24 protein-coding genes and 2 tRNA genes are annotated in these 22,158 nt (G+C 65.0%); 7 read left to right on the top strand and 19 right to left on the bottom strand.

Features of this window, described 5'->3' with window-relative positions:
* Positions 1 to 2: 2 nt before the first annotated feature.
* Positions 3 to 74 (bottom strand) — tRNA-Gly (locus FZZ93_RS14035).
* A 24-nt stretch (positions 75 to 98) separates the two neighbouring features.
* Positions 99 to 174: transfer RNA gene (locus FZZ93_RS14030), tRNA-Glu, on the bottom strand.
* 168 nt (positions 175 to 342) lie between these two features.
* On the opposite strand from FZZ93_RS14030, the gene msrB reads away from it, so the two are divergent.
* The 4 genes from msrB (at position 343) to htpX (ending at position 4,104) form a co-directional block, all read left to right on the top strand.
* Positions 343 to 744: a peptide-methionine (R)-S-oxide reductase MsrB gene (gene msrB / locus FZZ93_RS14025; protein ID WP_149322938.1), complete on the top strand. Its 402-nt coding sequence runs from the start codon at positions 343 to 345 to the stop codon at positions 742 to 744.
* Between the two features lie 80 nt (positions 745 to 824).
* A complete protein-coding gene (gene ylqF / locus FZZ93_RS14020) occupies positions 825 to 1,784 on the top strand; it encodes a ribosome biogenesis GTPase YlqF (RefSeq protein ID WP_149322937.1) in 960 nt (319 codons plus the stop codon).
* A 63-nt stretch (positions 1,785 to 1,847) separates the two neighbouring features.
* Positions 1,848 to 3,077, top strand: coding sequence for a pyridoxal phosphate-dependent aminotransferase (locus tag FZZ93_RS14015; protein WP_149322936.1), 1,230 nt, complete (start codon positions 1,848 to 1,850; stop codon positions 3,075 to 3,077).
* A gap of 127 nt (positions 3,078 to 3,204) precedes the next feature.
* The gene (gene htpX / locus FZZ93_RS14010; protein ID WP_064698768.1) at positions 3,205 to 4,104 is read left to right on the top strand and encodes a protease HtpX; all 900 of its coding nucleotides are present in this window, start codon (positions 3,205 to 3,207) and stop codon (positions 4,102 to 4,104) included.
* Between the two features lie 67 nt (positions 4,105 to 4,171).
* Here the strand turns inward: htpX and pdxB are convergent, their stop codons facing one another.
* Entirely contained in the window at positions 4,172 to 5,350 is a 1,179-nt protein-coding gene (gene pdxB / locus FZZ93_RS14005; protein WP_149322935.1) for a 4-phosphoerythronate dehydrogenase PdxB, read from the bottom strand.
* Between the two features lie 103 nt (positions 5,351 to 5,453).
* On the opposite strand from pdxB, the gene FZZ93_RS14000 reads away from it, so the two are divergent.
* Entirely contained in the window at positions 5,454 to 5,735 is a 282-nt protein-coding gene (locus FZZ93_RS14000; RefSeq protein ID WP_013331766.1) for a hypothetical protein, read from the top strand.
* 209 nt (positions 5,736 to 5,944) lie between these two features.
* Positions 5,945 to 6,715: a MipA/OmpV family protein gene (locus FZZ93_RS13995; protein ID WP_149322934.1), complete on the top strand. Its 771-nt coding sequence runs from the start codon at positions 5,945 to 5,947 to the stop codon at positions 6,713 to 6,715.
* 31 nt (positions 6,716 to 6,746) lie between these two features.
* Here the strand turns inward: FZZ93_RS13995 and FZZ93_RS13990 are convergent, their stop codons facing one another.
* The 15 genes from FZZ93_RS13990 to FZZ93_RS13920 all read right to left on the bottom strand — a co-directional run bounded on the left by FZZ93_RS13990 (position 6,747) and on the right by FZZ93_RS13920 (position 20,242).
* Entirely contained in the window at positions 6,747 to 7,571 is an 825-nt protein-coding gene (locus FZZ93_RS13990) for a sulfurtransferase (protein WP_149322933.1), read from the bottom strand.
* On the bottom strand, positions 7,568 to 9,766 hold the full coding sequence (locus FZZ93_RS13985) for an ATP-dependent helicase (RefSeq protein ID WP_149322932.1): 2,199 nt from the start codon (positions 9,764 to 9,766) through the stop codon (positions 7,568 to 7,570). Before FZZ93_RS13985 ends, FZZ93_RS13990 begins: the two co-directional genes overlap by 4 nt.
* Entirely contained in the window at positions 9,763 to 10,317 is a 555-nt protein-coding gene (locus FZZ93_RS13980) for a DUF1285 domain-containing protein (protein ID WP_149322931.1), read from the bottom strand. The genes FZZ93_RS13985 and FZZ93_RS13980 overlap by 4 nt, the downstream gene beginning before the upstream one ends.
* Positions 10,318 to 10,361: 44 nt before the next feature.
* On the bottom strand, positions 10,362 to 11,189 hold the full coding sequence (locus tag FZZ93_RS13975) for a TatD family hydrolase (RefSeq protein WP_149322930.1): 828 nt from the start codon (positions 11,187 to 11,189) through the stop codon (positions 10,362 to 10,364).
* 56 nt (positions 11,190 to 11,245) lie between these two features.
* Positions 11,246 to 12,235: a DNA polymerase III subunit delta' gene (locus FZZ93_RS13970; RefSeq protein ID WP_149322929.1), complete on the bottom strand. Its 990-nt coding sequence runs from the start codon at positions 12,233 to 12,235 to the stop codon at positions 11,246 to 11,248.
* Positions 12,232 to 12,885, bottom strand: coding sequence for a dTMP kinase (gene tmk / locus FZZ93_RS13965; RefSeq protein WP_149322928.1), 654 nt, complete (start codon positions 12,883 to 12,885; stop codon positions 12,232 to 12,234). Before tmk ends, FZZ93_RS13970 begins: the two co-directional genes overlap by 4 nt.
* 18 nt (positions 12,886 to 12,903) lie before the next feature.
* Entirely contained in the window at positions 12,904 to 13,908 is a 1,005-nt protein-coding gene (gene mltG, locus FZZ93_RS13960; RefSeq protein ID WP_149322927.1) for an endolytic transglycosylase MltG, read from the bottom strand.
* On the bottom strand, positions 13,905 to 14,747 hold the full coding sequence (gene pabC, locus FZZ93_RS13955) for an aminodeoxychorismate lyase (RefSeq protein ID WP_149322944.1): 843 nt from the start codon (positions 14,745 to 14,747) through the stop codon (positions 13,905 to 13,907). The genes mltG and pabC overlap by 4 nt, the downstream gene beginning before the upstream one ends.
* Positions 14,748 to 14,764: 17 nt before the next feature.
* Positions 14,765 to 16,003 carry a beta-ketoacyl-ACP synthase II gene (gene fabF, locus FZZ93_RS13950; RefSeq protein ID WP_149322926.1) on the bottom strand — a complete coding sequence of 413 codons (1,239 nt, stop codon included), beginning with the start codon at positions 16,001 to 16,003 and terminating at the stop codon, positions 14,765 to 14,767.
* Positions 16,004 to 16,238: 235 nt separating this feature from the next.
* On the bottom strand, positions 16,239 to 16,472 hold the full coding sequence (gene acpP, locus FZZ93_RS13945; RefSeq protein WP_017430583.1) for an acyl carrier protein: 234 nt from the start codon (positions 16,470 to 16,472) through the stop codon (positions 16,239 to 16,241).
* A gap of 124 nt (positions 16,473 to 16,596) precedes the next feature.
* Complete coding sequence (gene fabG, locus FZZ93_RS13940) at positions 16,597 to 17,340, bottom strand: 3-oxoacyl-ACP reductase FabG (RefSeq protein WP_149322925.1); 744 nt, start codon at positions 17,338 to 17,340, stop codon at positions 16,597 to 16,599.
* 31 nt (positions 17,341 to 17,371) lie between these two features.
* On the bottom strand, positions 17,372 to 18,343 hold the full coding sequence (fabD, locus tag FZZ93_RS13935; protein WP_149322924.1) for an ACP S-malonyltransferase: 972 nt from the start codon (positions 18,341 to 18,343) through the stop codon (positions 17,372 to 17,374).
* Positions 18,344 to 18,348: 5 nt separating this feature from the next.
* Positions 18,349 to 19,473, bottom strand: coding sequence for a phosphate acyltransferase PlsX (gene plsX / locus FZZ93_RS13930; protein ID WP_149322923.1), 1,125 nt, complete (start codon positions 19,471 to 19,473; stop codon positions 18,349 to 18,351).
* A 38-nt stretch (positions 19,474 to 19,511) separates the two neighbouring features.
* Positions 19,512 to 19,682, bottom strand: coding sequence for a 50S ribosomal protein L32 (rpmF, locus tag FZZ93_RS13925; protein ID WP_149322922.1), 171 nt, complete (start codon positions 19,680 to 19,682; stop codon positions 19,512 to 19,514).
* A gap of 32 nt (positions 19,683 to 19,714) precedes the next feature.
* The gene (locus tag FZZ93_RS13920) at positions 19,715 to 20,242 is read right to left on the bottom strand and encodes a YceD family protein (RefSeq protein WP_149322921.1); all 528 of its coding nucleotides are present in this window, start codon (positions 20,240 to 20,242) and stop codon (positions 19,715 to 19,717) included.
* Positions 20,243 to 20,353: 111 nt separating this feature from the next.
* Between FZZ93_RS13920 and FZZ93_RS13915 the strand changes: the two genes are divergently transcribed.
* The gene (locus FZZ93_RS13915; protein WP_149322920.1) at positions 20,354 to 20,935 is read left to right on the top strand and encodes a Maf family protein; all 582 of its coding nucleotides are present in this window, start codon (positions 20,354 to 20,356) and stop codon (positions 20,933 to 20,935) included.
* A 112-nt stretch (positions 20,936 to 21,047) separates the two neighbouring features.
* Here the strand turns inward: FZZ93_RS13915 and sppA are convergent, their stop codons facing one another.
* Positions 21,048 to 22,133, bottom strand: coding sequence for a signal peptide peptidase SppA (sppA, locus tag FZZ93_RS13910; RefSeq protein WP_149322919.1), 1,086 nt, complete (start codon positions 22,131 to 22,133; stop codon positions 21,048 to 21,050).
* Positions 22,134 to 22,158: the final 25 nt, after the last annotated feature.

The following is a 22,158-nucleotide window of genomic DNA, read 5'->3' as shown; positions in this document are numbered from 1 at the left end:
GGAGCGGGAAACGAGATTCGAACTCGCGACCCTCGCCTTGGCAAGGCGATGCTCTACCACTGAGCTATTCCCGCACTCCGGTACCTTGATGAATCGAGTGGCGTCCCATAGGGGGTTCGAACCCCTGTTACCGCCGTGAAAGGGCGGTGTCCTGGACCACTAGACGAATGGGACGTGTCGCTCGCCTCGTCGAGGTGGCGCGTATATTACTCAGCGCCTCGAAAAGAGTCAACCCCGACACCCATCCCGTTGATTATCAACCCAACGTTGGCGATGCTGACTGGAAAAAATGACTGACTTGAATGTCACAATAGACGTGCAGGCACGACGAGGAGACCGCCCATGCGCAAGAAAATCGAGAAGAGCGACGCCGAGTGGCGCGAGCAACTCACCCCGGAGCAATACCACGTCACCCGCGAGAAGGGCACCGAACGCCCCTTCACGGGTGACTACCAGGTCACCGAGGAACACGGCATCTACCATTGCGTGTGCTGTCACGCCCCCCTGTTCGAGAACGAGCACAAGTTCGAAGCCGGCTGTGGCTGGCCAAGCTTCGACCGGCCGCTCACCGCCGCGTGCGTGGAGGAGCAAACCGACAGCAGCCACGGCATGCAACGCGTCGAGGTAACCTGCGCGCGCTGCAACGCCCATCTCGGCCACGTCTTCCCCGATGGTCCGCCGGAAACCACCGGGCAACGCTTCTGCATCAATTCGGTGGCCCTGAACTTCCATTCCGGCGAATAAGGCGGCCCCTGCGACGGTCGGCCATCTGCTATGATGGTCGGCCGTTTCATTATCCAACCGTTTGCAAGCAGGAGGGGTCGATGCTCGGCTGGTACCCGGGACACATGAACAAGGCGCGCCGCCAGATTCTCGAGGCGCTGCCGGAAATTGACGTCGTGATCGAAGTGCTCGACGCCCGCCTGCCCTACTCCAGCGCCAACCCTATGCTGGCGAGCCTGACCCGCCACAAGCCGGTGCTCAAGGTACTCTCTAGGGCCGACCTCGCCGATCCCGAGCGCACACGCGAATGGGCGAGCCACTTCGACGCCCAGCCGAATACCCGCGCCCTGGCCGTGACCACCACCCAGGCCCGGGAGCTCAAGCGCATTCCCAAGCTATGCCATGACCTGGCCGGCCAGGTCCGCGCCGACCGCGACGTACGGGTCATGGTCATGGGCATTCCCAATGTCGGCAAATCGACGCTGATCAACGGCCTGGCCGGACGCACCATCGCCAAGACCGGCAACGAGCCGGCCGTGACCAAGCGCCAGCAGAAAGTGCGCATCGCCGGCCAGGTGGCGCTCATCGACACACCTGGCGTGCTGTGGCCAAAGATCGAGGATCAGGCCAGTGCCTATCGACTGGCCGCCAGCGGTGCTATCCGCGACACGGCCATCGACTATCTCGACGTTGCGGTGGTAACCGCCGCCGAGCTTGCCAAGCGCTACCCCGAAGCCCTCTCGGCCCGCTACAAGCTCAAGGAACTGCCGCCCTACCAGCCCAACCCCGAGGCCGAACGCACCGAGGCCGACGGCGATCCCGGCCCCGACTTGCTGGCACAGACCGGCTTCGATGGCCACGCTATCCTGACCACCATCGCCAGCAAGCGCGGCGGCCTGCGCGCCGGCGGCGAGGTGGATCTACATCGCGGTGCCGAGGTGCTGTTGCACGAGCTTCGCGCCGGTAAGCTGGGCCGCCTGAGCCTGGAGACACCCGCCGATATTCCGGTTCCCGAAGAAGACAACGAAGAAGACGCCGCCACGGATGCAAGCGGCGACTAGCCAACAAGCAACACCGACAAGCCCATCATCCCGGCCATATCTGGACACCCCTGGAAGCGCGACATGGATACTGCCCCACTCAAGAAATCGCACAAGCTCGACAGCGTCTGCTACGACATCCGCGGCCCAGTACTCGAACACGCCAAGCGTCTGGAAGACGAAGGCCAGCGCATTCTCAAGCTGAATATCGGCAACCCTGCGCCATTCGGCTTCGAGGCCCCCGAAGAGATCCTCCAGGACGTGATGCGCAACCTGCCCACCGCCCAGGGGTATTGCGACTCCAAGGGACTGTACTCGGCACGCAAGGCGATCATGCAGGAGTGCCAGCGCAAGGAGATCCCCGGCGTCGGTATCGAGGACATCTACATCGGCAACGGCGTCTCCGAACTGATCGTGATGGCCCTGCAGGCACTGCTCAACGATGGCGACGAGTTGCTGATTCCGGCTCCCGACTATCCACTGTGGACGGCGGCGGCCAACCTCTCCGGCGGCCGCGCCGTGCATTACCTGTGCGACGAGCAGTCCGACTGGGCGCCGGACATGGACGATATCCGCGCCAAGGTGACCAGCCATACCCGGGCCATTGTCATCATCAACCCCAACAATCCCACCGGCGCCGTCTATCCCCCGGAGGTCGTCAGAGAGCTGCTCGACATCGCCCGCGAGCACGACCTGGTGGTGTTCTCCGACGAGATCTACGACAAGATCCTCTATGACGGTGTCGAGCATGTCGCTACCGGCGCCCTGGCCTCCGAGGACCAGTTGGTGGTGACCATGAACGGGCTCTCCAAGAGCTATCGTTGCGCCGGCTTTCGCAGCGGTTGGATGACGCTCTCGGGCACACTGGCCAAGAAACGCGCCAGCGACTTCATCCAGGGGCTGACCATGCTCGCCTCGATGCGCCTGTGTGCCAACGTGCCAGCCCAGCACGCCATCCAGACCGCACTGGGCGGCTATCAATCGATCAACGACCTGGTCCTGCCCGGTGGTCGGCTGCTCGCCCAGCGCGACATTACTTATGAAAAACTCAACGCCATTCCCGGCGTGAGCTGCACCAAACCCAAGGGAGCGCTCTACGCCTTCCCGCGTCTTGATCCCAAGGTCTTCAACATTCACAACGACCAGCAAATGGTCCTCGACCTGCTGCTCCAGGAGAAGATCCTGCTGGTCCAGGGCAGCGCCTTCAACTGGCCGGAACCCGATCATGTGCGCATCGTCACCCTGCCTTGGGTCGACCAGCTCGACGATGCCCTGGAGCGCTTCGCGCGCTTCCTGTCACGTTATCGCCAATAGTTGAGCCTACGCTTGACGCCAGGCTTGAAACCCTTGGCGAAAGCCCGTATCTAATGCAAGGCTTTACCATCGCCGCGCCCGCCGATTCCCGGTCGGGCGCGACAATCTCGACGGGAGATATCCGGCAATGATGAGAATCCTGCTCTTTCTGGGCACCAACCTGGCCGTCATCCTGGTCGCCAGCATCACCCTGCGACTGCTCGGCGTGGACGCCTATCTCTCCGAGAACGGCATGAACATGACCGGGCTGCTGATCTTCTGCTTCATCTTCGGCATGGCAGGGTCGATGGTTTCGCTGTTCATCTCCAAGTGGATGGCCAAGCGCTCCACCGGCACCGTGGTCATCGAGACGCCCTCCAACGCCACCGAGAAGTGGCTGCTCGATACCGTGGCCGAACTCGCGCGCGACGCCGGTATCAAGACCCCGGAGGTCGGTATCTTCCCGGCCCAGCAGTCCAACGCCTTCGCGACCGGTTGGAAGAAGGACGACGCCCTCGTGGCCGTTTCCGCCGGCCTGCTCAACCGCATGAAGCCCGAAGAGATTCGTGCCGTGCTGGCCCACGAGATCGGCCACGTGGCCAACGGCGACATGGTCACCCTGGCGTTGATCCAGGGCGTGCTCAACACCTTCGTGATGTTCTTCGCGCGCGTCGTCGCGCAACTGGTCGACAGCTTCCTGCGCAAGGACGACAACGGCGGGCTGGGCTTCTTCGGCTACTTCGCGGTGGTCATCGTCGCCGAGATCGTCTTCGGCCTGATCGCCTCGGCCATCGTCGCCTGGTTCTCGCGCTTCCGCGAATATCGCGCCGACGCCGCAGGCGCCAGCCTGGCCGGCAGCGGTGCCATGATCAACGCCCTGGCACGCCTCAAGGCCGAGACCCAGATGCCGGACCAGATGCCGGATACCCTGACGGCCTTCGCCATCACCACCGGCCAGTCACGCCGCCTGATGGAAAAACTCTTCGCCAGCCACCCGCCGCTGGACGAACGCATTCGCGCCCTCAAGGAAGCGGCCTATCGGCAGTAAAGGAACCCGGCGACGGTAACAGCTGCGAGCCACGAGCGGCGAGATACGAAACGCGGAGGCGACACGCTCAAGCGTTGCACTCACCGCTCGAATCTCGTGGCTCGTGGCTCGTGATTTGAAACCCCGCCGCTGCCAATGGCTCGGCGAGGTGGGTGGCAGCCGCTTCGAGGACCACCTCGAGAGTCGAGAACTCACGACGCAACGGGTAATTCGCCCGACAGGCATCGAAGCCCTTCGCCATCCCCCAAGTCCGCGCCAGATGTTCCAAGGCATCGTGGTCGCGGCGCGGATCGTAGACGCTGCGCATGCACAGCCTCAGCGCCTCTTCCACTCCGAGCCCACCATCCAGTACGAGGCGCGGCACCGGCGGCGCCGGCATCAGGTCGGCCTCGCCGAGCCGGGCTGGAAGCCCGACATGGCGTGCCAGGGCTCGATACACCTGGTGCGTGCCACGCAACTTGCCATCCAGGCTGTAGCCGGCGACATGCGGCGTGGCAAGCGCAGCCTGATCACGCAAGGCCGCGTCGATCGCGGGCTCGTTCTCCCAGACATCCAGTACCGCCGAGATATCGCCCTGCCCCGACAAGCGGCTCCGCAGGGCCCGACCGTCCACGCAATCCCCCCGACCGGCGTTGAGCACCAGCGTACCCGGCGTCAATTCGGCGATTCGGCAGGCATCGAGCAAGTGACGCGTGGCATGCGGACCCTCCTGCACCAGCGGCGTATGCAGGCAGAGCACGTCACAGTCGTCGACCAGGGTATCCAGATCGACGAATCCCGTACCGCCCTCTTCTTCGGCACGCGGCGGATCACAGGCCAGGCAGTCGATGCCCAACGCCTGCAACCGCGCCAGCAGTCGCCCACCCACATTGCCGACACCGACGATACCCACTCGGCGCTCGGCAAGCCAAAAACCACCGCGCTCGGCCAGGGTCGCCAAACTCGCCAGTACGTAATCGACCACCGCCTCGGCATTGCACCCCGGCGCACTGGCGAACCCGATCCCGCGCTCGGACAGCGCCCGCGTATCGACATGATCGGTGCCGATGGTACAGGTACCGACGAAGCGTAGTCGGGAATCACCCACCAGGTCCTCATCGACCCGAGTGACCGAACGCACTACCAGGGCATCGGCATCGCGTACCGTTGCGGCATCGATCTCGCGTCCAGGCACGCTGACCACCTCGCCCAGTGCACCGAAACAGCGCTGGGCTTCGGGAACGTTGGCATCGACGACGATTCGCATGATGGTATCCTTCCACACCGGCCCGCCGGCTTTGAGCGCCGGGCACAAGGCCTTACAATAGCGATCATGTTACATGAGCGACACAACCAAAACCGGAGCCACCGTGATCGTCCGCTGGGAAACCGACCATGATTATGTACTGATACATGTCCACCAGGACATGTTCGGCGACTGGATATTCAGCCGCGCCTGGGGGCAAATCGGTACCCAGTTTGGCGGCCTCAAGCATCAGCTCGCCGACGATCACGCCCAGGCGATGATGTGGCTCGACGACGAAGCTACCATCCAGACCTCGCGGGGCTTTCACAAGGTCCTGGAAGCCGACGATCACAGCCCCGAAGGGCAGGATGCCGTGAGGCAGCTGTCCTTGCTCGACTCCGCCTAATACTACAGTGTCATAAATCAGCTTGTTCCGATATTGGGGGCCGCGCACGTCTTCAACGGCAGCCAGGTGGACATGGTGGACGACCAGTAAACCGGCTGGCGCGGCAAGGATACCTACGATACTGTATGTAAAGGGCCGGGGGCGTGTGCCTGCAAAATGGGCGGGCGACCAACCGGTGGTCATGCAATGAATCCAGGGAGTCCGGCGGCATGCAGGCAGGATATCGATACACGGCGCTGGCCGTGATGCTACCGATGCTGGCGGTGGCAATGCCCAGCCAGGCACAGGACAGCGGCTGGCAAGGAAGTCTGGGCGCGGGGGCGATTTACGCTCCCGATTATCTGGGAAGCGACGACTACGAGACGTCCGTATGGCCATCGGTCAACCTGACCTATGGCGATAGCATGTATATCAACGCGCGCGATGGCGTGGGCTGGAATGTCATTCATCGGGATGGCTGGCGGGTATCGCCGTTCCTCGGTTACACCTTCGGACGCGACAACGACGATGATCTGCACCGCCTGGATAAGGTCGACGGAGGCGTCACGGCGGGATTGCGAGCCGAATACACCGAGGGACATTGGCAGTACAGCGCGGCCGTGGAAACGCCGCTGAGCGGGGACGTGGATGGCTACCATGCCAGCGCCAAGGCGCATTGGCGCTCGCGCTTGACCCAGCGGCTCTCCGTTTCGCTAGGCCCGAACATTGCCTATGGGAGCGATGCTTGGACCGAGGACATGTTCGGCATTTCCGCGCAGGAGAGTCGGCGCTCGGGGCTGGATGCGTACTCACCGAATGAGGGCTATTTCCGCATCGGCGCCAATGCCAGCGCCAGTTATTATCTCACGCGGACATGGTCCATCACGGGCATGGTCGGCGTGTCACGCCTGACCGGCGACGCCAAGGATAGCCCCATCGTCGACGATATCGGTGATGCGACCCAGGCCTACGTGGGCGGATTCATTAACTACAACTTCTAGGTGTAGGGTCCCTGACGATCAGATGGGCTACCTAGTCACCCGTGGCGATGGGCCTCGCCGGATCGCGAATCCACTCGCTCCACGAACCGACGTAGAGCCTCGGCAGCGGCAGGCCGGCCACAGCGTGGGCCAGAATATTGTGACAGGCGGTGACGCCGGAGCCGCAGTAGCTGATGACATCGCTCGCCTCCGGAAACGCCTCGCGCAGCGCCTCCGGTGATTTGAAACGGCCGTTTTCGTTCAGGTTGTCTGCGCTGGGCCGGCAGCGCGCACCGGGGATATGCCCTGCCAGCGCATCCACCGGCTCGTTCTCACCCCGAAAACGTTCCCGTGAGCGTGCATCGAGCTTCAGCGCCCGACTGGAAAAGACCTCGTCGGCCTCGACCCAGGTGTCGTCATCAAAGGCCGGCGCCCAGTCACTTGCCGTGGCCTCCGTCTGCTCGCCCTCGACCAGTGTACCGCCCGCCTCGCGCCAGGCCGGCAATCCACCATCGAGCACTCTCACGTCCGGGTGCCCCGCCCACTGGGCCAGCATCCACCAGGCGCGGGCCGCTGCGAGCTGTCCGCCCAAGTCGTCATACACCACCACCGGGCGGCCGGGCTCGACGCCGAGTCGGCGCAGCGTCGCGGCAAAGTCGCCGGGCTCGGGAAGCGGATGCCGACCCCGCACACCGGGCGACGAGGCCAGGTCGCGGTCGAGATCCAGATGACGGCTGGCAGGCACATGTCCTTCGCGCCACAGACGAGCCCCTGCCTCGAGATCGCCGAGCCGAGCCCGACAATCCAGCACCACGGGTGTCGGCTGCTCCTGAAGCCAGTGATGCAACTGTTCGGCACTGATCAGGACATCGCTCATGCGTGCTCTCCTTCCAGCAATTCGATAGGTGCACGGCTGGCGATCAGGCGTCGCCGGCCAGCCTGCAGGAAACGGACTTCGATCACCGGATTGGCCGGATCGCCCTCCACCACGCTGATCTCTCCCTCGCCGAAAACGGCATGATTCAACCGCTGGCCGACCCGATAGTCGGCAGAGCGCTCGGCAACACCCGGCGCTTCGGCTGCCTCGACAGGTAGTTCAATCGGCGTATCGGGCGACAAGGCCGACAGATAACGGCGCACCAGGTCGGGCCGCGCTACCGTGACGGGGGCCGTCTCTTGTGACCCCGCCAGGCGCTGCGCCACGCGCTGGCCATCCTGCCAGGCGGTTTCGTCGAGAAAACGGCTGGGCCGGTGCTCACCGCCATCGTGCAGCATCACCAGACGCTCCCGGGCGCGGGTAATAGCAACGTAGAACAGCCGGCGTTCTTCCTCGAGCCGCTGGGGCGTCAACGGGTTGTCCCGAGTATAGTGAGGAAAATCTTCCTCGTTGGTGCCGGCCAGCATCACCAGCGGCCACTCAAGTCCCTTGGCGCCGTGCACCGTGTTGATCAGCACACCATCGTCGCGGTTCTCCACCGGCCGACGCAACAGGTCGGTGAAGGCCGCCAGGTCGCTCACCTCGCCGGCCTGCTCGATGAGCACATCCAACAGGCGTACGTCCTCCTCGCCCTTGTCGCGACGCGCGGCGGCCCGCTTGAGCACTTTCTCCGCCTCCACCTCTTCGATCACATGGCCGAGCAGGCGAGCCGGCGACCAGCTCGAGCGTTTGGGCAGTTCGCACAGCAGCGCCCAACGACGCTTGAGGGTGCGCCGCTGATGGGGCTTGATGCCTTCCAGCAACGGATCGTGACGCTCGGGCCAGCGCTGGGTCTCGGCCAGACGCGTCGCCAGCGCCGATAGACGTTCGCGGGGCACGAAGGGCGTCGGCTGGGACAACAACGTCAGCAGATGGCCGGGGTCCTGCAGCAGGGAAGCATCCTGGGCCAGCATCAGATAGCCCGCTAACGCCTCGACCAACGGCAGGCGGAACACGAAGCGATCCTCCCGGGCCAGTCTGAAGGGAATCCCGGCACGCAGCAGTGCCAGTTGCAGCGGCACCGACAGCGCCCAGCTACGCACCAGCAGGCAGGCCTCCGAAAGCTCACGCTCCTGACGCTGCCAGGCGGCAAGTTCGTCGAGCAATGCCTGGCTGCCCTGGTTCACCGACAGTTGGGTCGCCGGATTATCGGGCGAGGCCAGGCAGATCTGGTCGGGGCGCCGACGATTGGCATCAATGGCATGATTGGCCACCAGCGCCAGGGCATGGCCATGCCGGAAGGTCGTCGAAAGCGGGTAGTCATGGGCAGCGCCGAAGGTCGCGGTGAAGTTCTCGAGCATGGTGTCGGGATGGGCGCCACGCCATTCGTAGATGCATTGGTTGGCGTCGCCCACCGCCATCACCGCCGCCTCGCGACCCGCCAGTACGGCCAACAGGCGCTGCTGGGCGACATTGATGTCCTGATATTCGTCGATGATGACGTGATCGAGAAACCCCTGAACGCGCGCGCGCAGGGTCGCGTCGGCTTCCAGGGCCAGCAGCGGACGATAGATCAGGTCGGCGTAGGTCATCAGGCCATGATCGGCGAGCAGGGTTTCGGCCTGCTCGAAGGCGCCCACGAAATGCTCGGTCCCATCGCCGAAATCGAGCCGCGCATAGAGTTCGGCGGGCTCGGCCATTTCCGCCTTCACCAATCCGCAGAAGTGCGCCAAGGCTTCCAGCTTGTCGGCGTCGAGGGCGGTCTCGCGCGCGTCTGGCGCTCCTTCCAGGGCATTCAGCGAGGCCTGGCGCAACAGGCGCTCCAGTTGCCAGTCGGCGGTCAACAACTGACGCGGCGACAGCACGCCCCAGCGGGTCAGGCTCTGACTGAGGCGATGCCCGAGAGAATGAAAGGTGCGCACGTCGGGCAACCGCTGCCCCGCCGGCGCCATGGCCGCCAGCCGTGCCTGAAAGTCCTCGCGGGCGGAACGATTGAACATCAATACCAGCAGGCGCGACGGGTCGACACCGCGCTCGAGCAGCCTCAGCACCCGCGCGACCATGGTGGTGGTCTTGCCGGCACCAGCCACCGCCGCGACCCGGGCATGGCCCTGGTCATGGGCGATGACGGCACGCTGTTCCGACGTCAACCTCATGGCGCCGCGCCGTCTAGCCGCCCCAACGGATGCCAGGCGCCACCGCTGGTCAACCCTAACCAGGGCACTCCCTGCTCGTCGGCGCGCTCCTCGGCCTGCTCGATCAGTCGATAGAAGAGATTGCGCCCCAGCCGCGCGGTGAGTCCGAAGCGCACCGGCACTTCGGGAACCCATTCATCACGCGGCGTGGCAGTGACGCTCAGCCGATGGGTAGCATCGAGCCTCACCCGATCGCCCAAGTTGGTGACGACATGCCAGTCGCCCCGGTCATCGCGTTCGGCATCGACGGCGATGAAGGCCAGATCCTCGACCTGGATACGTTGCTTCTCGACAGGCGTCACCAGCCAGTGGGAGCCATCGTCTTCGCGGCGCAGAATGGTGGAGAGCAATCGCACCAGGCGCGGTCGACCGATGACGCCGCCTTCATGAATCCAGCGACCGTCGGCGGCGATCAGCAGGTCCATCTCGCCGGCACGCTCGGGCGCCCAGCGATCCACCGGCGGAATGCCACCCGAGGCGTCGATATCGACCAGCAGTGAATCCAGATGCATGCGTCCTCCTTCCGGCACCGGGTTTTCTCGTCCTTGCCCGGGGACTAGACCAAGCCGGCCCTGGCCAATGAGTGACGCACCTCGCTCGAAATTTCGGGCGCGGCGGCCTTGAACAGCCGATAGAAGTTGGCGGCGGTCTGCATGGCCACCTCCTCGACACTGATGCCGCGCTCGGTGGCAATGCACTCGGCCACTTCCACCACCCAAGCCGGCTCGTTGGGCTTGCCACGATGAGGAACCGGCGCCAGGTAGGGGCTGTCGGTCTCGATCAACATGCGATCCAGCGGCAAGCGGCTCGCCAGTTCACGCACCGAGGTGGCATTGCGGAAGGTGACGATGCCCGACAGCGAGATATGAAAGCCCATGCCGACCGCTTCGCGGGCCATGTCCAGGTCCTCGGTGAAGCAGTGCAGCACGCCGCCCACCTCGGGATCGACGTGTTCGCGTATCAGCGCCAGGGTGTCTTCCCGGGCCTCGCGGGTATGAATGATCACCGGCAGACCGAGTTGGGTGGCCGCCATCAGGTGGCGACGAAAGCGTTCGTACTGCACTTCACGCGGCACACCATCATAGTGATAGTCGAGCCCGGTCTCGCCGATGGCCACGGCGCCATGGCCGTCGGCCGTTTCCATGATGGCCTCGACGCTCGGCTCCTCGGGCACTTCGTGCAGCGGATGCACACCGGCGGAAATCACCACATCATCGTGTTCACGAGCGATGGCGGCGAGGCCGGGCACGCCCTCGAGCGTCGTCGCGATGGCCAGGAACTGGCGCACATCACGTGCACGGGCCGCCGCCAGGGCCGCTCCGACGTCACCGTCATGGGTGCGTGGATCGAGACGGTCGAGATGACAGTGGGAATCGACAAACATGCGCTAGCGTCACCGGTTGTGAATGGATGGAGTGGTATACGGCGTACCGGGCCGGATCAGGATCTCAACAGGGCCGCCCAGCGTACCAGCCAGGCTTCGAGCACCAGCTGGGGATTGGGGTTGTTCCCCTCAGCCAGCAGGCGCCGTTGTTCGCGAGCATAGTCCAGCAGCCGGAACCAGTCGCGGACCCGGGCGTTCTTGACCGCCTGGCGGTAAAGCGGCAATAGATCAGGATTGCGCAACTCGGCGGAGACGCCCGACAATCCGAGGCGAATCAGGTCCTCGAGCCAGGCGATACCGTACCACAGGATGGCATCGATCGACTGCCGATCCAGTCGCGCGGCCTCGGCGACCGGCTCGGCGCCACGCACCAGGGCATCGAAGGTTTCGTGAAGCTGCTGACGCAAGGCCCGGGACTCCGGATCGGCCAGTTCGAGGGCCCGTAACGGCAGGCCGCCCGACGCGCGCCACCAGAAGCGCGCATCCTCCTCGCCACCGAGCCGCTCGCCCAGCCAGGCCAGGCTTTCCGCCTCGTCCGCCATCGCCAGGCTCCATTGCTGACAACGCGAGCGAATGGTCGGCAGCAGGTGCGAAGGAATGTCGGACAGCAGCACGAACAGGGTCTTGCCGCCGGGCTCCTCCAGGCTCTTGAGCAGGGCGTTGGAGGCCGCCACGTTCATGGCTTCAGCCGGTGCGATGACGATCACCCGGTAGCCACCCTGCTGGGCAGTCTGGGAGACGAAGGCATTAACGTCGCGCACCGGGCCGATGCGGATCTGACGCTTGCCCTCCTCGGGGGAGACGCGCATCAAGTCCGGATGATAGCCGGATGCCAGCATCTGGCAGGCGTGGCACTGGCCACACGCGAATTCGCCGGGCGCGGCACACAGGGTCCGGGCGATCAACGCCTCGGCCAGCGACTGCTTGCCGATGCCCTTCGGCCCGGCAAACAGTATCGCGTGCGGCAAGCGGCCTGCATCGGCGAGGCGCGTGATCTCCTGCCAGCGCGTCGCCAGCCAGGGATAGGGGCGCACGATCTCCGTCATGCCCAGGCCTCCAGGCAACCATCGAGCAGCGCTCTCAGCTCATCCTGCACGGCGTCCAGCGGCTGGTCGGCATTCACCACGTAGACACGCTCCGGCGCTTCGTCGGCGCGTTCCAGATAGGCACGGCGCACAGCATCGAAGAACTCGGCACGTTCACGCTCGAAGCGGTCACGCTGGCCACCGTCGCGGTCGAGACGCCCCTCGAGCCGGCGCTGGGCCACCGCCATGGGCATGTCCAGCAGCAGCGTCAGGTCGGGCGTCAAGCCACGCTGGACGAACGCCTCCAGTTCGGCGATACGCGCGGTATCGATACCACGCCCGCCGCCCTGATAGGCGAAAGTGGCATCGGTAAAGCGGTCGCAGACCACCCAGGCCCCCCGCTCGAGCGCCGGGCGCACCACCCGGGCCAGATGCTGGGCTCGGGCGGCGAACACCAGCAGCAGTTCGGCATCATCGTCGAGCGGTTCGTCAGTAGCGGGGTCGAGCAGCAGGCCACGAATGGCCTCGGCCCGGGGGGTGCCCCCCGGCTCTCGGGTGCGTACCACCTCGAGGCCTCGCGCCTCGAGGTGGTCGGCCACCAGCGCGAGGTTGGTGGACTTGCCCACGCCTTCGCCGCCTTCCAGGGTGATGAAGCGTCCTCGGCGTTGCATGGTGGCGCCTCCTGGCACTCAGCGGTTGCGAATGTAGCGATTGACGGCGTTGTTATGCTCGCGCAGGGTGCGCGAGAAATGATGCGTACCATCGCCGCGTGAGACGAAATAGAGCGCATCGCCCTCGGCGGGGTTCACGGCCGCCTCCAGGGACGCACGCCCCGGCAGGGCAATCGGCGTCGGCGGCAGGCCCTCGATGACATAGGTGTTGTAGGGCGTGGCCTCGCGCAGGTCGGCCCGAGTGATGTTGCCATCGTAGTTCTCGCCCATGCCATAGATCACGGTGGGGTCGGTCTGCAGGCGCATGCCGCGTTCGAGGCGGCGCACGAACACCCCGGCGATGCGCCCCCGTTCCTCCGGTGCGCCGGTTTCGCGTTCCACCAACGAGGCCATGATTAACGCCTCGTAAGGGGTCTCCAGAGGCAAATCCTCGGCGCGTTCGGCCCAGGCCGCTGCAAGGCGCTCGTCCATCCGCGCCATCGACTGGCGCAGGACCTCGAGATCGCTGATGCCCTTGCGATACCGATAGGTATCGGGGAAGAAACGACCTTCCGGGTGCTCACCCTCTCGACCCAGCCGCGCCATGATCTCGGCGTCGCTCAACTCGCGGGTATCGTGCTCGAGCTTTTCGGCCTCATCCAGGGCACCGCGCATTTGCGCGAAGGTCCAGCCCTCGGGGATGGTCAAGCCGTACCTGACCACCTCGTGACGACGCAGGCGCTTGAGCAACGCCCGTCCGTCCATGCCGGGCTCGAGTCGATATTCACCGGGCCTGAGAGACGGCACAGCATCGGGGTCGAGGCGCGTCAACAGGCGGAAGGCCCAGCCATCCTCGATGATGCCGCGCTCGTCGAGCTCGGCGATGACCCGATGGTAGCCCGCGCCTTCCGGCACTTCATAGATACGCGGCGTGTCGATCGCCAGCGGCGCTTCCAGACGCGTTTCCCAGTAACGGTATCCGCCGCCGACGATCAGCGCTATCAAGATCACCAGCAGAGGCAGGAGCTTCATCGCACGTTTCATGCCTTGTCGTCCTCGTCTTGCTCGCCCGCATCCCCCGCATGGCACGGATAGCCCAGCAGCGCATGAGCCTCGGCCTGCAGCTCACGGTGCAGCCTGCCGAGCCGCCAGCGCATCACGACTTGCCCCTGCGCGTCATCCAGGCGCTGCACCGGCCAGAGCCCCTGGACGGCATTGCCGAGCCAGACCGCCTCGGCGCCTTCGAGCACGCTGGGAGCGGCATCCACCTCCTGAATGCCAAAACGCCGGCACAAGCTATCCCGCAGGGTACCGGCCACGCCACAGCGCGTCAGTCCAGGCGTTTCCAGCCGTCCTTCGCGTCGCCAGAAGAGGTTCATGCTGGTCGCCTCGACCAAGCGCCCCTCACTGTCGCACAGCAGACCTTCGGCGATATCCGGGTCCTGCCATTCGGCACGGGCCATGACATTTTCCAGACGGTTGAGATGCTTGAGACCCGCAAGATACGGCTGAATTCCCAACGCCAATCGGCAATGACGTACGCGAACCCCTTGCCACCAGCGTTCGGGGGACGGAGCGAAGGGGGTGACACGCCAGCGCAGGCGCGGTGCGGGCGATTCGGGGAGCCGGTAGCCACGCCCGCCGCTGCCGCGGGTCAGGGTCAGCTTGAGCACCCCGAGGCCCTTGCCTGCCCGGGCCGGCAAGGCGTCCAGGGCTGAACGCGACGGCATGGCGATGCCCAGTCGCTCGCACCCCCGCGCAAGACGCGCCATATGCGCCTCCCAGAGCGTCGCCACGCCATCCCGGACCAGGACGGTCTCGAACAGACCGTCGCCGTAAGCCAGGCCACGGTCATCGAAGGGCACGCCCTCCCCGGCCATCATATCGTCCGGCGGCAGGTTCACACCTTCGAGAAGACCAGGGTGCCGTTGGTACCGCCGAAGCCGAAGGAGTTCGACAAGCTCACGTCGATCTTCATTTCGCGGGCGGTATGGGGCACGTAATCCAGTTTGCACCCGTCCTGGAGGTTCTCCAGGTTGATGGTCGGCGGCGCTACCTGGTCACGGATCGCCAGCACGCTGAATACCGCCTCAACGGCACCGGCGGCACCGAGCAGGTGACCGATCATCGACTTGGTCGAGCTGACAGCCACCTCGCGGGACGCTTCCCCCAGCACCTGCTCAACGGCACGACTCTCGGCCAGGTCTCCCGCCTGAGTCGAGGTGCCATGGGCGTTGATATAGTCAACGTCCGCTGGATCGATGCCGGCGTCGCGAATGGCATTGCTCATCGACATCGCCGCGCCGCTGCCGTCTTCGGGAGGCGCGGTCATGTGGTGGGCATCGTCGCTCATGCCGAAGCCGGTAAGCTCGGCGTAGATGGTCGCGCCCCGGGCGACGGCATGCTCGTACTCCTCCAGCACCATGACGCCGGCACCGTCGGAAAGCACGAAGCCGTCCCGGTCGCGATCCCAGGGGCGGCTCGCCGCTTCGGGATCGTCATTGCGGGTGGAAAGCGCTCGTGCCGCGGAGAAACCGCCCAGCCCCAGAGGCGTGGTGGCCATCTCGGCGCCACCGCAGACCATCACGTCGGCATCGCCATAGGCAATGGTCCGAGCACTGTAGCCGATATTGTGAGTGCCGGTAGTACAAGCGGTGGTGATGGCGATATTGGGGCCACGGAAGCCATGCTGGATCGCCAGGTTGCCGGAGATCATGTTGATGATCGAGCCCGGCACGAAAAACGGAGAAATGCGTCGTGCCCCGCCCTTCTGCAGGGCATTGTGGTTATGCTCGATCATCGGCAGACCGCCGATACCGGAGCCGATGGCCACTCCGATCCGGTGAGCGTTGCTCTCGTCACACTCCAGCCCGGCATCCTCGATCGCCTGGCCACCGGCCGCCACCCCGTACTGGATGAACAGGTCCATCTTCCTGGCATCCTTGGGATTGAGGTAGGGGCTGATGTCGAAGTTTTTCACCGAGCCACCGAAACGCGTATTGAAGCCGCTGGCATCGAAGTGTTCGATCGGGGCGATACCGCTCTTGCCGGCCACAATGTTCCGCCAGCTCTCATCGACGGTGTTTCCCACAGGCGTGACCAAGCCAAGCCCGGTCACCACAACCCTTCTGCGAGCCATCAGCTTTCCTCCAGACATCTCAACATAGTGCAGCCCACGAGGGGCGTTCATTGCCAGGCATTATACCCGACTCATTGCACGCTGTACGCCATCCTGGGCCTCGTGCAAAGAGCATGGCAATTCGCGAGCGATGCAACCTTCACATGGCTCCATAACACAAGAGCCGCCCTGCATCGCAGGACGGCTCTCTCCGGGCATTGCCCGGACCTTTCAGCAAGCGGGGTCGACCGCGCCCTTACTGGTTGGCGTTAACGTAGTCGACGGCTTCCTGAACGGTGGTGATCTTCTCGGCTTCCTCGTCGGGAATTTCGGTATCGAATTCCTCCTCGAGCGCCATCACCAGCTCGACGGTATCCAGGGAATCGGCGCCGAGGTCCTCGGTGAAGGAAGATGAGCTCTGGATGTCCTCTTCCTTGACGTTCAGGCGCTCGGCCACAACCTTCTTCACGCGCTCTTCGATGGTGCTCATTATGACGTACTCCAGTCGTTCAAGTTAGCCGTTCTGATAACCAGCCGGTTCAAATCCGCAAGCATAAGCTGCGGGGTAGTTTATAGACCGCTCTGGGTCGACGCAACCGCCACATGCCGCGGCATCAACGCATGTTCATGCCGCCATTGACGTGCAGGGTTTCGCCAGTGATATAGCTTGCCGTGTCGCCGGTCAGAAAGCCCACGGCGGCGGCGATTTCCTCGGGACGACCGAGCCGCGACAGCGGAATCTGGCCGAGCAGCGCTTGCTGCTGGGCCTCGGGCAGCGACTCGGTCATGTCGGTGGCGATGAACCCCGGTGCGACGGCGTTGACCGTGATGTCACGCGCCGCCACTTCCCGCGCCAGCGCTCGGGTGAAGCCCTCCATGCCGGCCTTGGCCGCCGCATAGTTGACCTGCCCCAGGTTACCCATGGTGGCGACCACCGAGCTGATGGAAACGATGCGCCCGAAACGCGCCCGGGTCATGCCGCGCAGGCAAGCCTTGCTGACGCGATATACCGACTTCAGGTTGGCGTCCAGGACCGCATCCCAGTCGTCTTCCTTCATGCGCATCAGCAGATTGTCGCGAGTGATCCCGGCATTGTTGACCAGGATGGTCGGCGCACCGAATTCTTCGCCGATGGACTTGATCAGGGCATCCACGCTCTGCTGGTCGGTCACATCCAGCCGACGCCCGGCACCCTCGATGCCCTGCTCCTTGAGGTCGGCGTCGATACGCTCGGCACCGGCATCGCTGGTGGCGGTGCCGATCACGATGCGCCCCTGGCGTCCCAGCTCGTGGGCAATGGCGCGGCCGATGCCACGACTGGCCCCGGTGATCAGGGCGACTCTACGCTCGGTTGTCATGCTCTCTTCCATTCTCGTCCGGGAGAGGGAGTCAGCCATTGGCCGACGGCGACTGACCCGCTGCCTCGCGGGCCAGCTCCAGGGCAGCGGTGAGGCTATCCGGATCGTTGACGGACAGGCCTCGGCTACCCCGGGCGATTCGCTTGTTGAGGCCGGTTAGCACCTTGCCAGGCCCACACTCGATGAACACCTCGGCGCCCAGCCCCGACAGGGCCTCGACGCAGGAGGTCCAGCGCACCGGCTGATAGAGCTGCTCGATCAGGCGAGTGCGCAACGTCTCGACATCGGCATGCGCCTCGGCATCAACATTCTGGATCACCGTGTAACGCGGTGCACGCAACTTGATCGATGTCATTGCCTCGGCCAACCGGTCGGCCGCCGGACGCATCAGGTCACAGTGCGAAGGCACCGACACCGGCAACGGCATGACACGCTTGGCTCCAGCCTCCTGACAAGCCGAGATGGCCCGATCGACGGCTGCCTTGCTGCCGGCGATGACCACCTGTCCCGGCGCATTGTAGTTGACCGCCGCCACGACGTCGCCCTCGGCCGCCTTGGCACAGGCAGCTTCGATCGTATCGTCATCGAGACCGAGCACAGCAGCCATGGCACCCTCGCCCATGGGCACGGCCTCCTGCATCGCCTCGCCGCGCAGCTTGACCAGGCGGACTCCTTCGGCAAAGGGCAACGCGCCGGCGCACACCATGGCGCTGTATTCCCCCAGGCTATGCCCGGCCATGGCCACAGGGCGCGGCCCCTCCAACTCCTGCCAAACCCGCCATATCGACACGCTGGCGGTCAGCAGTGCCGGCTGGGTGCAGGCAGTGGCGTTGAGCGCCTCGGCAGGCCCTTCCTGAACCACCTGCCAGAGATCATAGCCCAGCGCAGCAGACGCCTCTTCGAAGGTGGTCCCTACCACGCTGTAGCGTTCCGCCAGCTCACGCAGCATGCCGATCTGCTGGGAGCCCTGCCCAGGAAAGATGAGGGCAAGGGGTTGAGTCATGTCGATCACCTTTGCTCTTGTTGACTTGTCTCGCCATCCACCACATCCGTGACGGTGCCGGCGAGTGTCCTGGATCCGCTAGCGTCTCGACCGTCATCGACGGCCGAGGCGCCAGCGGACCGGCGTTGGCCAAGCTCGGCGGCCAGGCAACCCGGCAGGTCGTGAGCCACTTCCCGGGCCGCGCGCGCCACAGCGTAATGGAAGCCGGCGGCATCGGCCCCACCATGACTCTTGACGACGATACCGTCGAGACCCAGCAGGCTGGCGCCGTTGTAGCGCACGGGGTCGAGCTCACCGCGCAGCCTCGCCAGGGCGGGCCGCGCCAGCCAGCCCACCAGCCGGCTGGACCAATGGGCCTCGAAGGTCGCCTGAACCCGGCGCACCAGCATACGTGCCAGCCCCTCGCTAGCCTTGAGCACGGCGTTGCCGACGAAACCGTCGCACACCACCACGTCAACCTCGCCGGAGAAGATAGCATCGCCTTCGACAAACCCAAGGTAATGCAGCCCTGTCTCGCACCGGAGCAGCTCATCGGCACGCTGGACACTGGCCGTGCCCTTGGTGCCCTCGACGCCGACATTGAGCAGGCCCACCCGAGGATGCGCCAGATCGTCGATGCGACGCGCCATGACATCGCCCATCAGGGCGAAGTCCCTGAGCCGCTCGGCCTCGACATCGACATTGGCGCCGAGATCGAGCAAATAGCAGCGTCCTTCGCGGCGCGTCGGTATCGCAGTGCTGATCGCCGGACGCGACAGGCCGGCCACCATGCCGAGCGCACGCCGCGCCAAGGCCATCAACGCCCCGGTATTACCGGCACTGACGCCGGCATCGGCTTCGCCTTTCGCCAAACACGCCAACATGCCCGACATGCTGGTGGCGGCATTGCCGCGCAGCACCTCGGCGGGCCGCTGGTCCTGACTGATGACATCAGGCGCATCCACGACGCATAAACGCGACGATGCCGCGGCGAAGGGCCGCGGCAGCCGGGAGATCTCGTCATCCAGGTGTCGGGCGGGACCGAAAAGCTGGATATCGAGACCGGGGTCGGCCATGACGGCACTAGCGGCACCCGCCACGGCGGCGCGGGGACCCAGGTCCCCACCCATGGCGTCAACGGCAATCCGCATCTCAACGATCAGGCGTCATGGCGTAAGAGTCGCCGTCTTCAGGCGTCGACGACCTTACGACCACGATAGTAACCATCCGGGGCCACGTGGTGACGCAGATGAGTGGTACCGGTTTCCTGGTCCTGAGACAGCGCCTTGCCGGTCAGGGCATCGTGGCTGCGACGCATGCCGCGCTTGGAACGGGTCTTGCGGTCCTTTTGAACTGCCATGAGATATCACTCCAGAGTGAATCGATGAAATATCAGTGTTTGCCCTTGAGGTGCTTGAGCACGTCGAAGGGACTCTTCGAGGGCGTGTCCGAACCGACGGCACCCGCCCCGCTGCTCAGCTGGTCGCGCGAGACCTGGCAATCGGCCTCGTCGTGGTAAACCACCTGGGGCAGGCTGAGGATCAATTCATCCTCCACCACCGCCAGCAGGTTCAGCTGTTCGTTTTCCACCAGCACCGGTTCATGGGTACTCGGCAGATCCGCCGCCAGGGCATCGCTGGTCACCAGTCCCAGCAGGAAGTCGCTCTCGACCTCTCTCGCCATGGGCGACAAACAGCGTCGGCACGGCAACTGCAACTCGGCCTCGAGATGGCCTTCAATCCCCCGCCGCCCCTGGGCGTCGATGGTGAAGTGCAGCCATACTTGAGCATCCCCATGCTGCTCGCCGACCGCCTCGGCAAGCCGAGGCATATCGGCCAGCGAGACAAGGCCTTCGAGGTGTTCGCCGTGGGCGGCGAGCTTGTAAGGCTCGACCCGGCTCGGAAGTCGTGAGGTCAACATAGGCGCGCAATGATAGGCACTCCCCCAGCGCCTGTCAAAGCCGCCATCGTCTCGGGTTACAATGCCCGGCAAATGCCATCGTCATCCCGCCTCATTTCGCCTGGAGACCTCATGTCACGACTGGTCCTCGCATCCGGCTCACGCTTCCGCCGCCAACTGCTCGATCGCCTGGATATCCCTTATGCCTGGGCGAGCCCGGACATCGACGAGACACCGCGCGACGGCGAGTCACCACAATCCCTGGTGCACCGCTTGTCGCTATCCAAGGCGGAGCGGCTGGCGGCAGACTGGCCGGACCACCTGATCATCGGCTCCGACCAGGTCGCTGTATTCGACGGCCGCGCGCTCGGCAAGCCCGCCGACGAAGCCGCGGCACGCCAGCAACTGGCCGCCTTCTCCGGACACCGCGTACGTTTCTTGACCGGCCTGGCGCTGATCGATACCCGCCACGGCAGTCATCGGGTATGCCACGAAGGCTACGACGTCATCTTCCGCCGCCTGACGCAGAACGAGATCGCCCGCTACGTCGAGCGGGAGCGCCCTCTGGACAGCGCCGGCAGCTTCCGCATGGAAGGCCTCGGCATCACGCTGTTCGAGCGCCTGGAAGGCGACGACCCCAACACCCTGATCGGCCTCCCGCTCATCCGCCTCTGCACCATGCTCCGCGACGCCGGGCTTGATCCGCTGGGCTAACGAGCTACGAGCAAAAGCCTACCCCAAGGCCGAATACTGCCAAGGAGTTGCTCGCATCTCGAAGCTCGTGGCTCGACTGGCAACTCACTACCTAGAAGCTTGAGTCCTGTGACTAGCGCAGCTGGTAGCGCACCGGCGTCTCGGCGTTCGATAACCCGAGCACTGAGGCCATGACGCTACCGAAGCGCCGCGATAGCCGCTCGAAGGGGTCAAGCTGCGGGGTATAATCGTGTCGGCGCGGCTCTTCCAGCAGGCGTCGCGCCTCACCATCCAGGTTGCCCAGCCGGTCCACCAGACCGAGATCGAGCGCCTGCTCGCCGGTCCAGATCAGCCCGCTGAACAGGCGCTCGTCATCGGCCAGGCGATCGCCGCGGCCGGCCTTGACGTCATCGATGAACTGCCGGTGCGTGGTGGCCAGCACTTCCTGCCAGAAGCGCCGCTGGGATGGCTCGACATCCGCGAAGGGATCAAGGAAGTCCTTGTTCTCGCCGGCCGTGAACACCCGGCGCTCGATGCCCAGCCGCTGGATGGCTTGCTCGAAGCCGAAGCCGGCGTGGATCACCCCGATGGACCCCACCAGACTGGCCGGCGCGGCGACGATCTCGTCCGCTGCCGCGGCGATATAGTAGGCGCCGCTGGCACCGATGTCCTCGACGACCGCAATGATCGGCTTGTCGCCGCTCTCGCGCAGCCGCATCACTTCGTCATAGATGCGCTGCGACTGCACCGGGCTGCCGCCCGGACTATCGATATGCAGCACCACCGCTTTTGCGCCCGGCGCCTCCCAGGCACGCTCGATGCCCTTGATGACGCGCGAGGCGTTCGCCGGCGACTCGCGATCGATCACGCCCTCCACCTCAACCACGCCAAGATGCGGCCCCCTGGCCTCCACCGGCCCCTGAGCGGCAAAAAGGCCATAGAATGACAGCGCCAGAAAGGCCAGGATCAACAGCGCGAAGACGAAGCGAAAGAACAGCTTCCAGCGCCGTGAACGACGCTGTTCGACGAGCACTCCGCCAATCCAGCGATCGAGCATGGCCTGCTCGGCAAGACGACGGCGCTCGCGCAGCGTCTCGGCATCCTCGCCATCGGCCTCTCCGGCCTCGGGCTCGTCTTGGGCCCGAGCCTCCCGGCGCCGGCGCGCCTCTTCCGCCGAAAGCTCCGGCCCCTTGGTCCAGTCGTCGCTGTTGTCGCTCATCGTGACCTCGTCTCCCAGACGCTTG

Source organism: Halomonas eurihalina (assembly GCF_008274785.1).
Lineage (GTDB): Bacteria > Pseudomonadota > Gammaproteobacteria > Pseudomonadales > Halomonadaceae > Halomonas > Halomonas eurihalina.
This window is presented reverse-complemented; position numbering and strand designations above follow the sequence as displayed.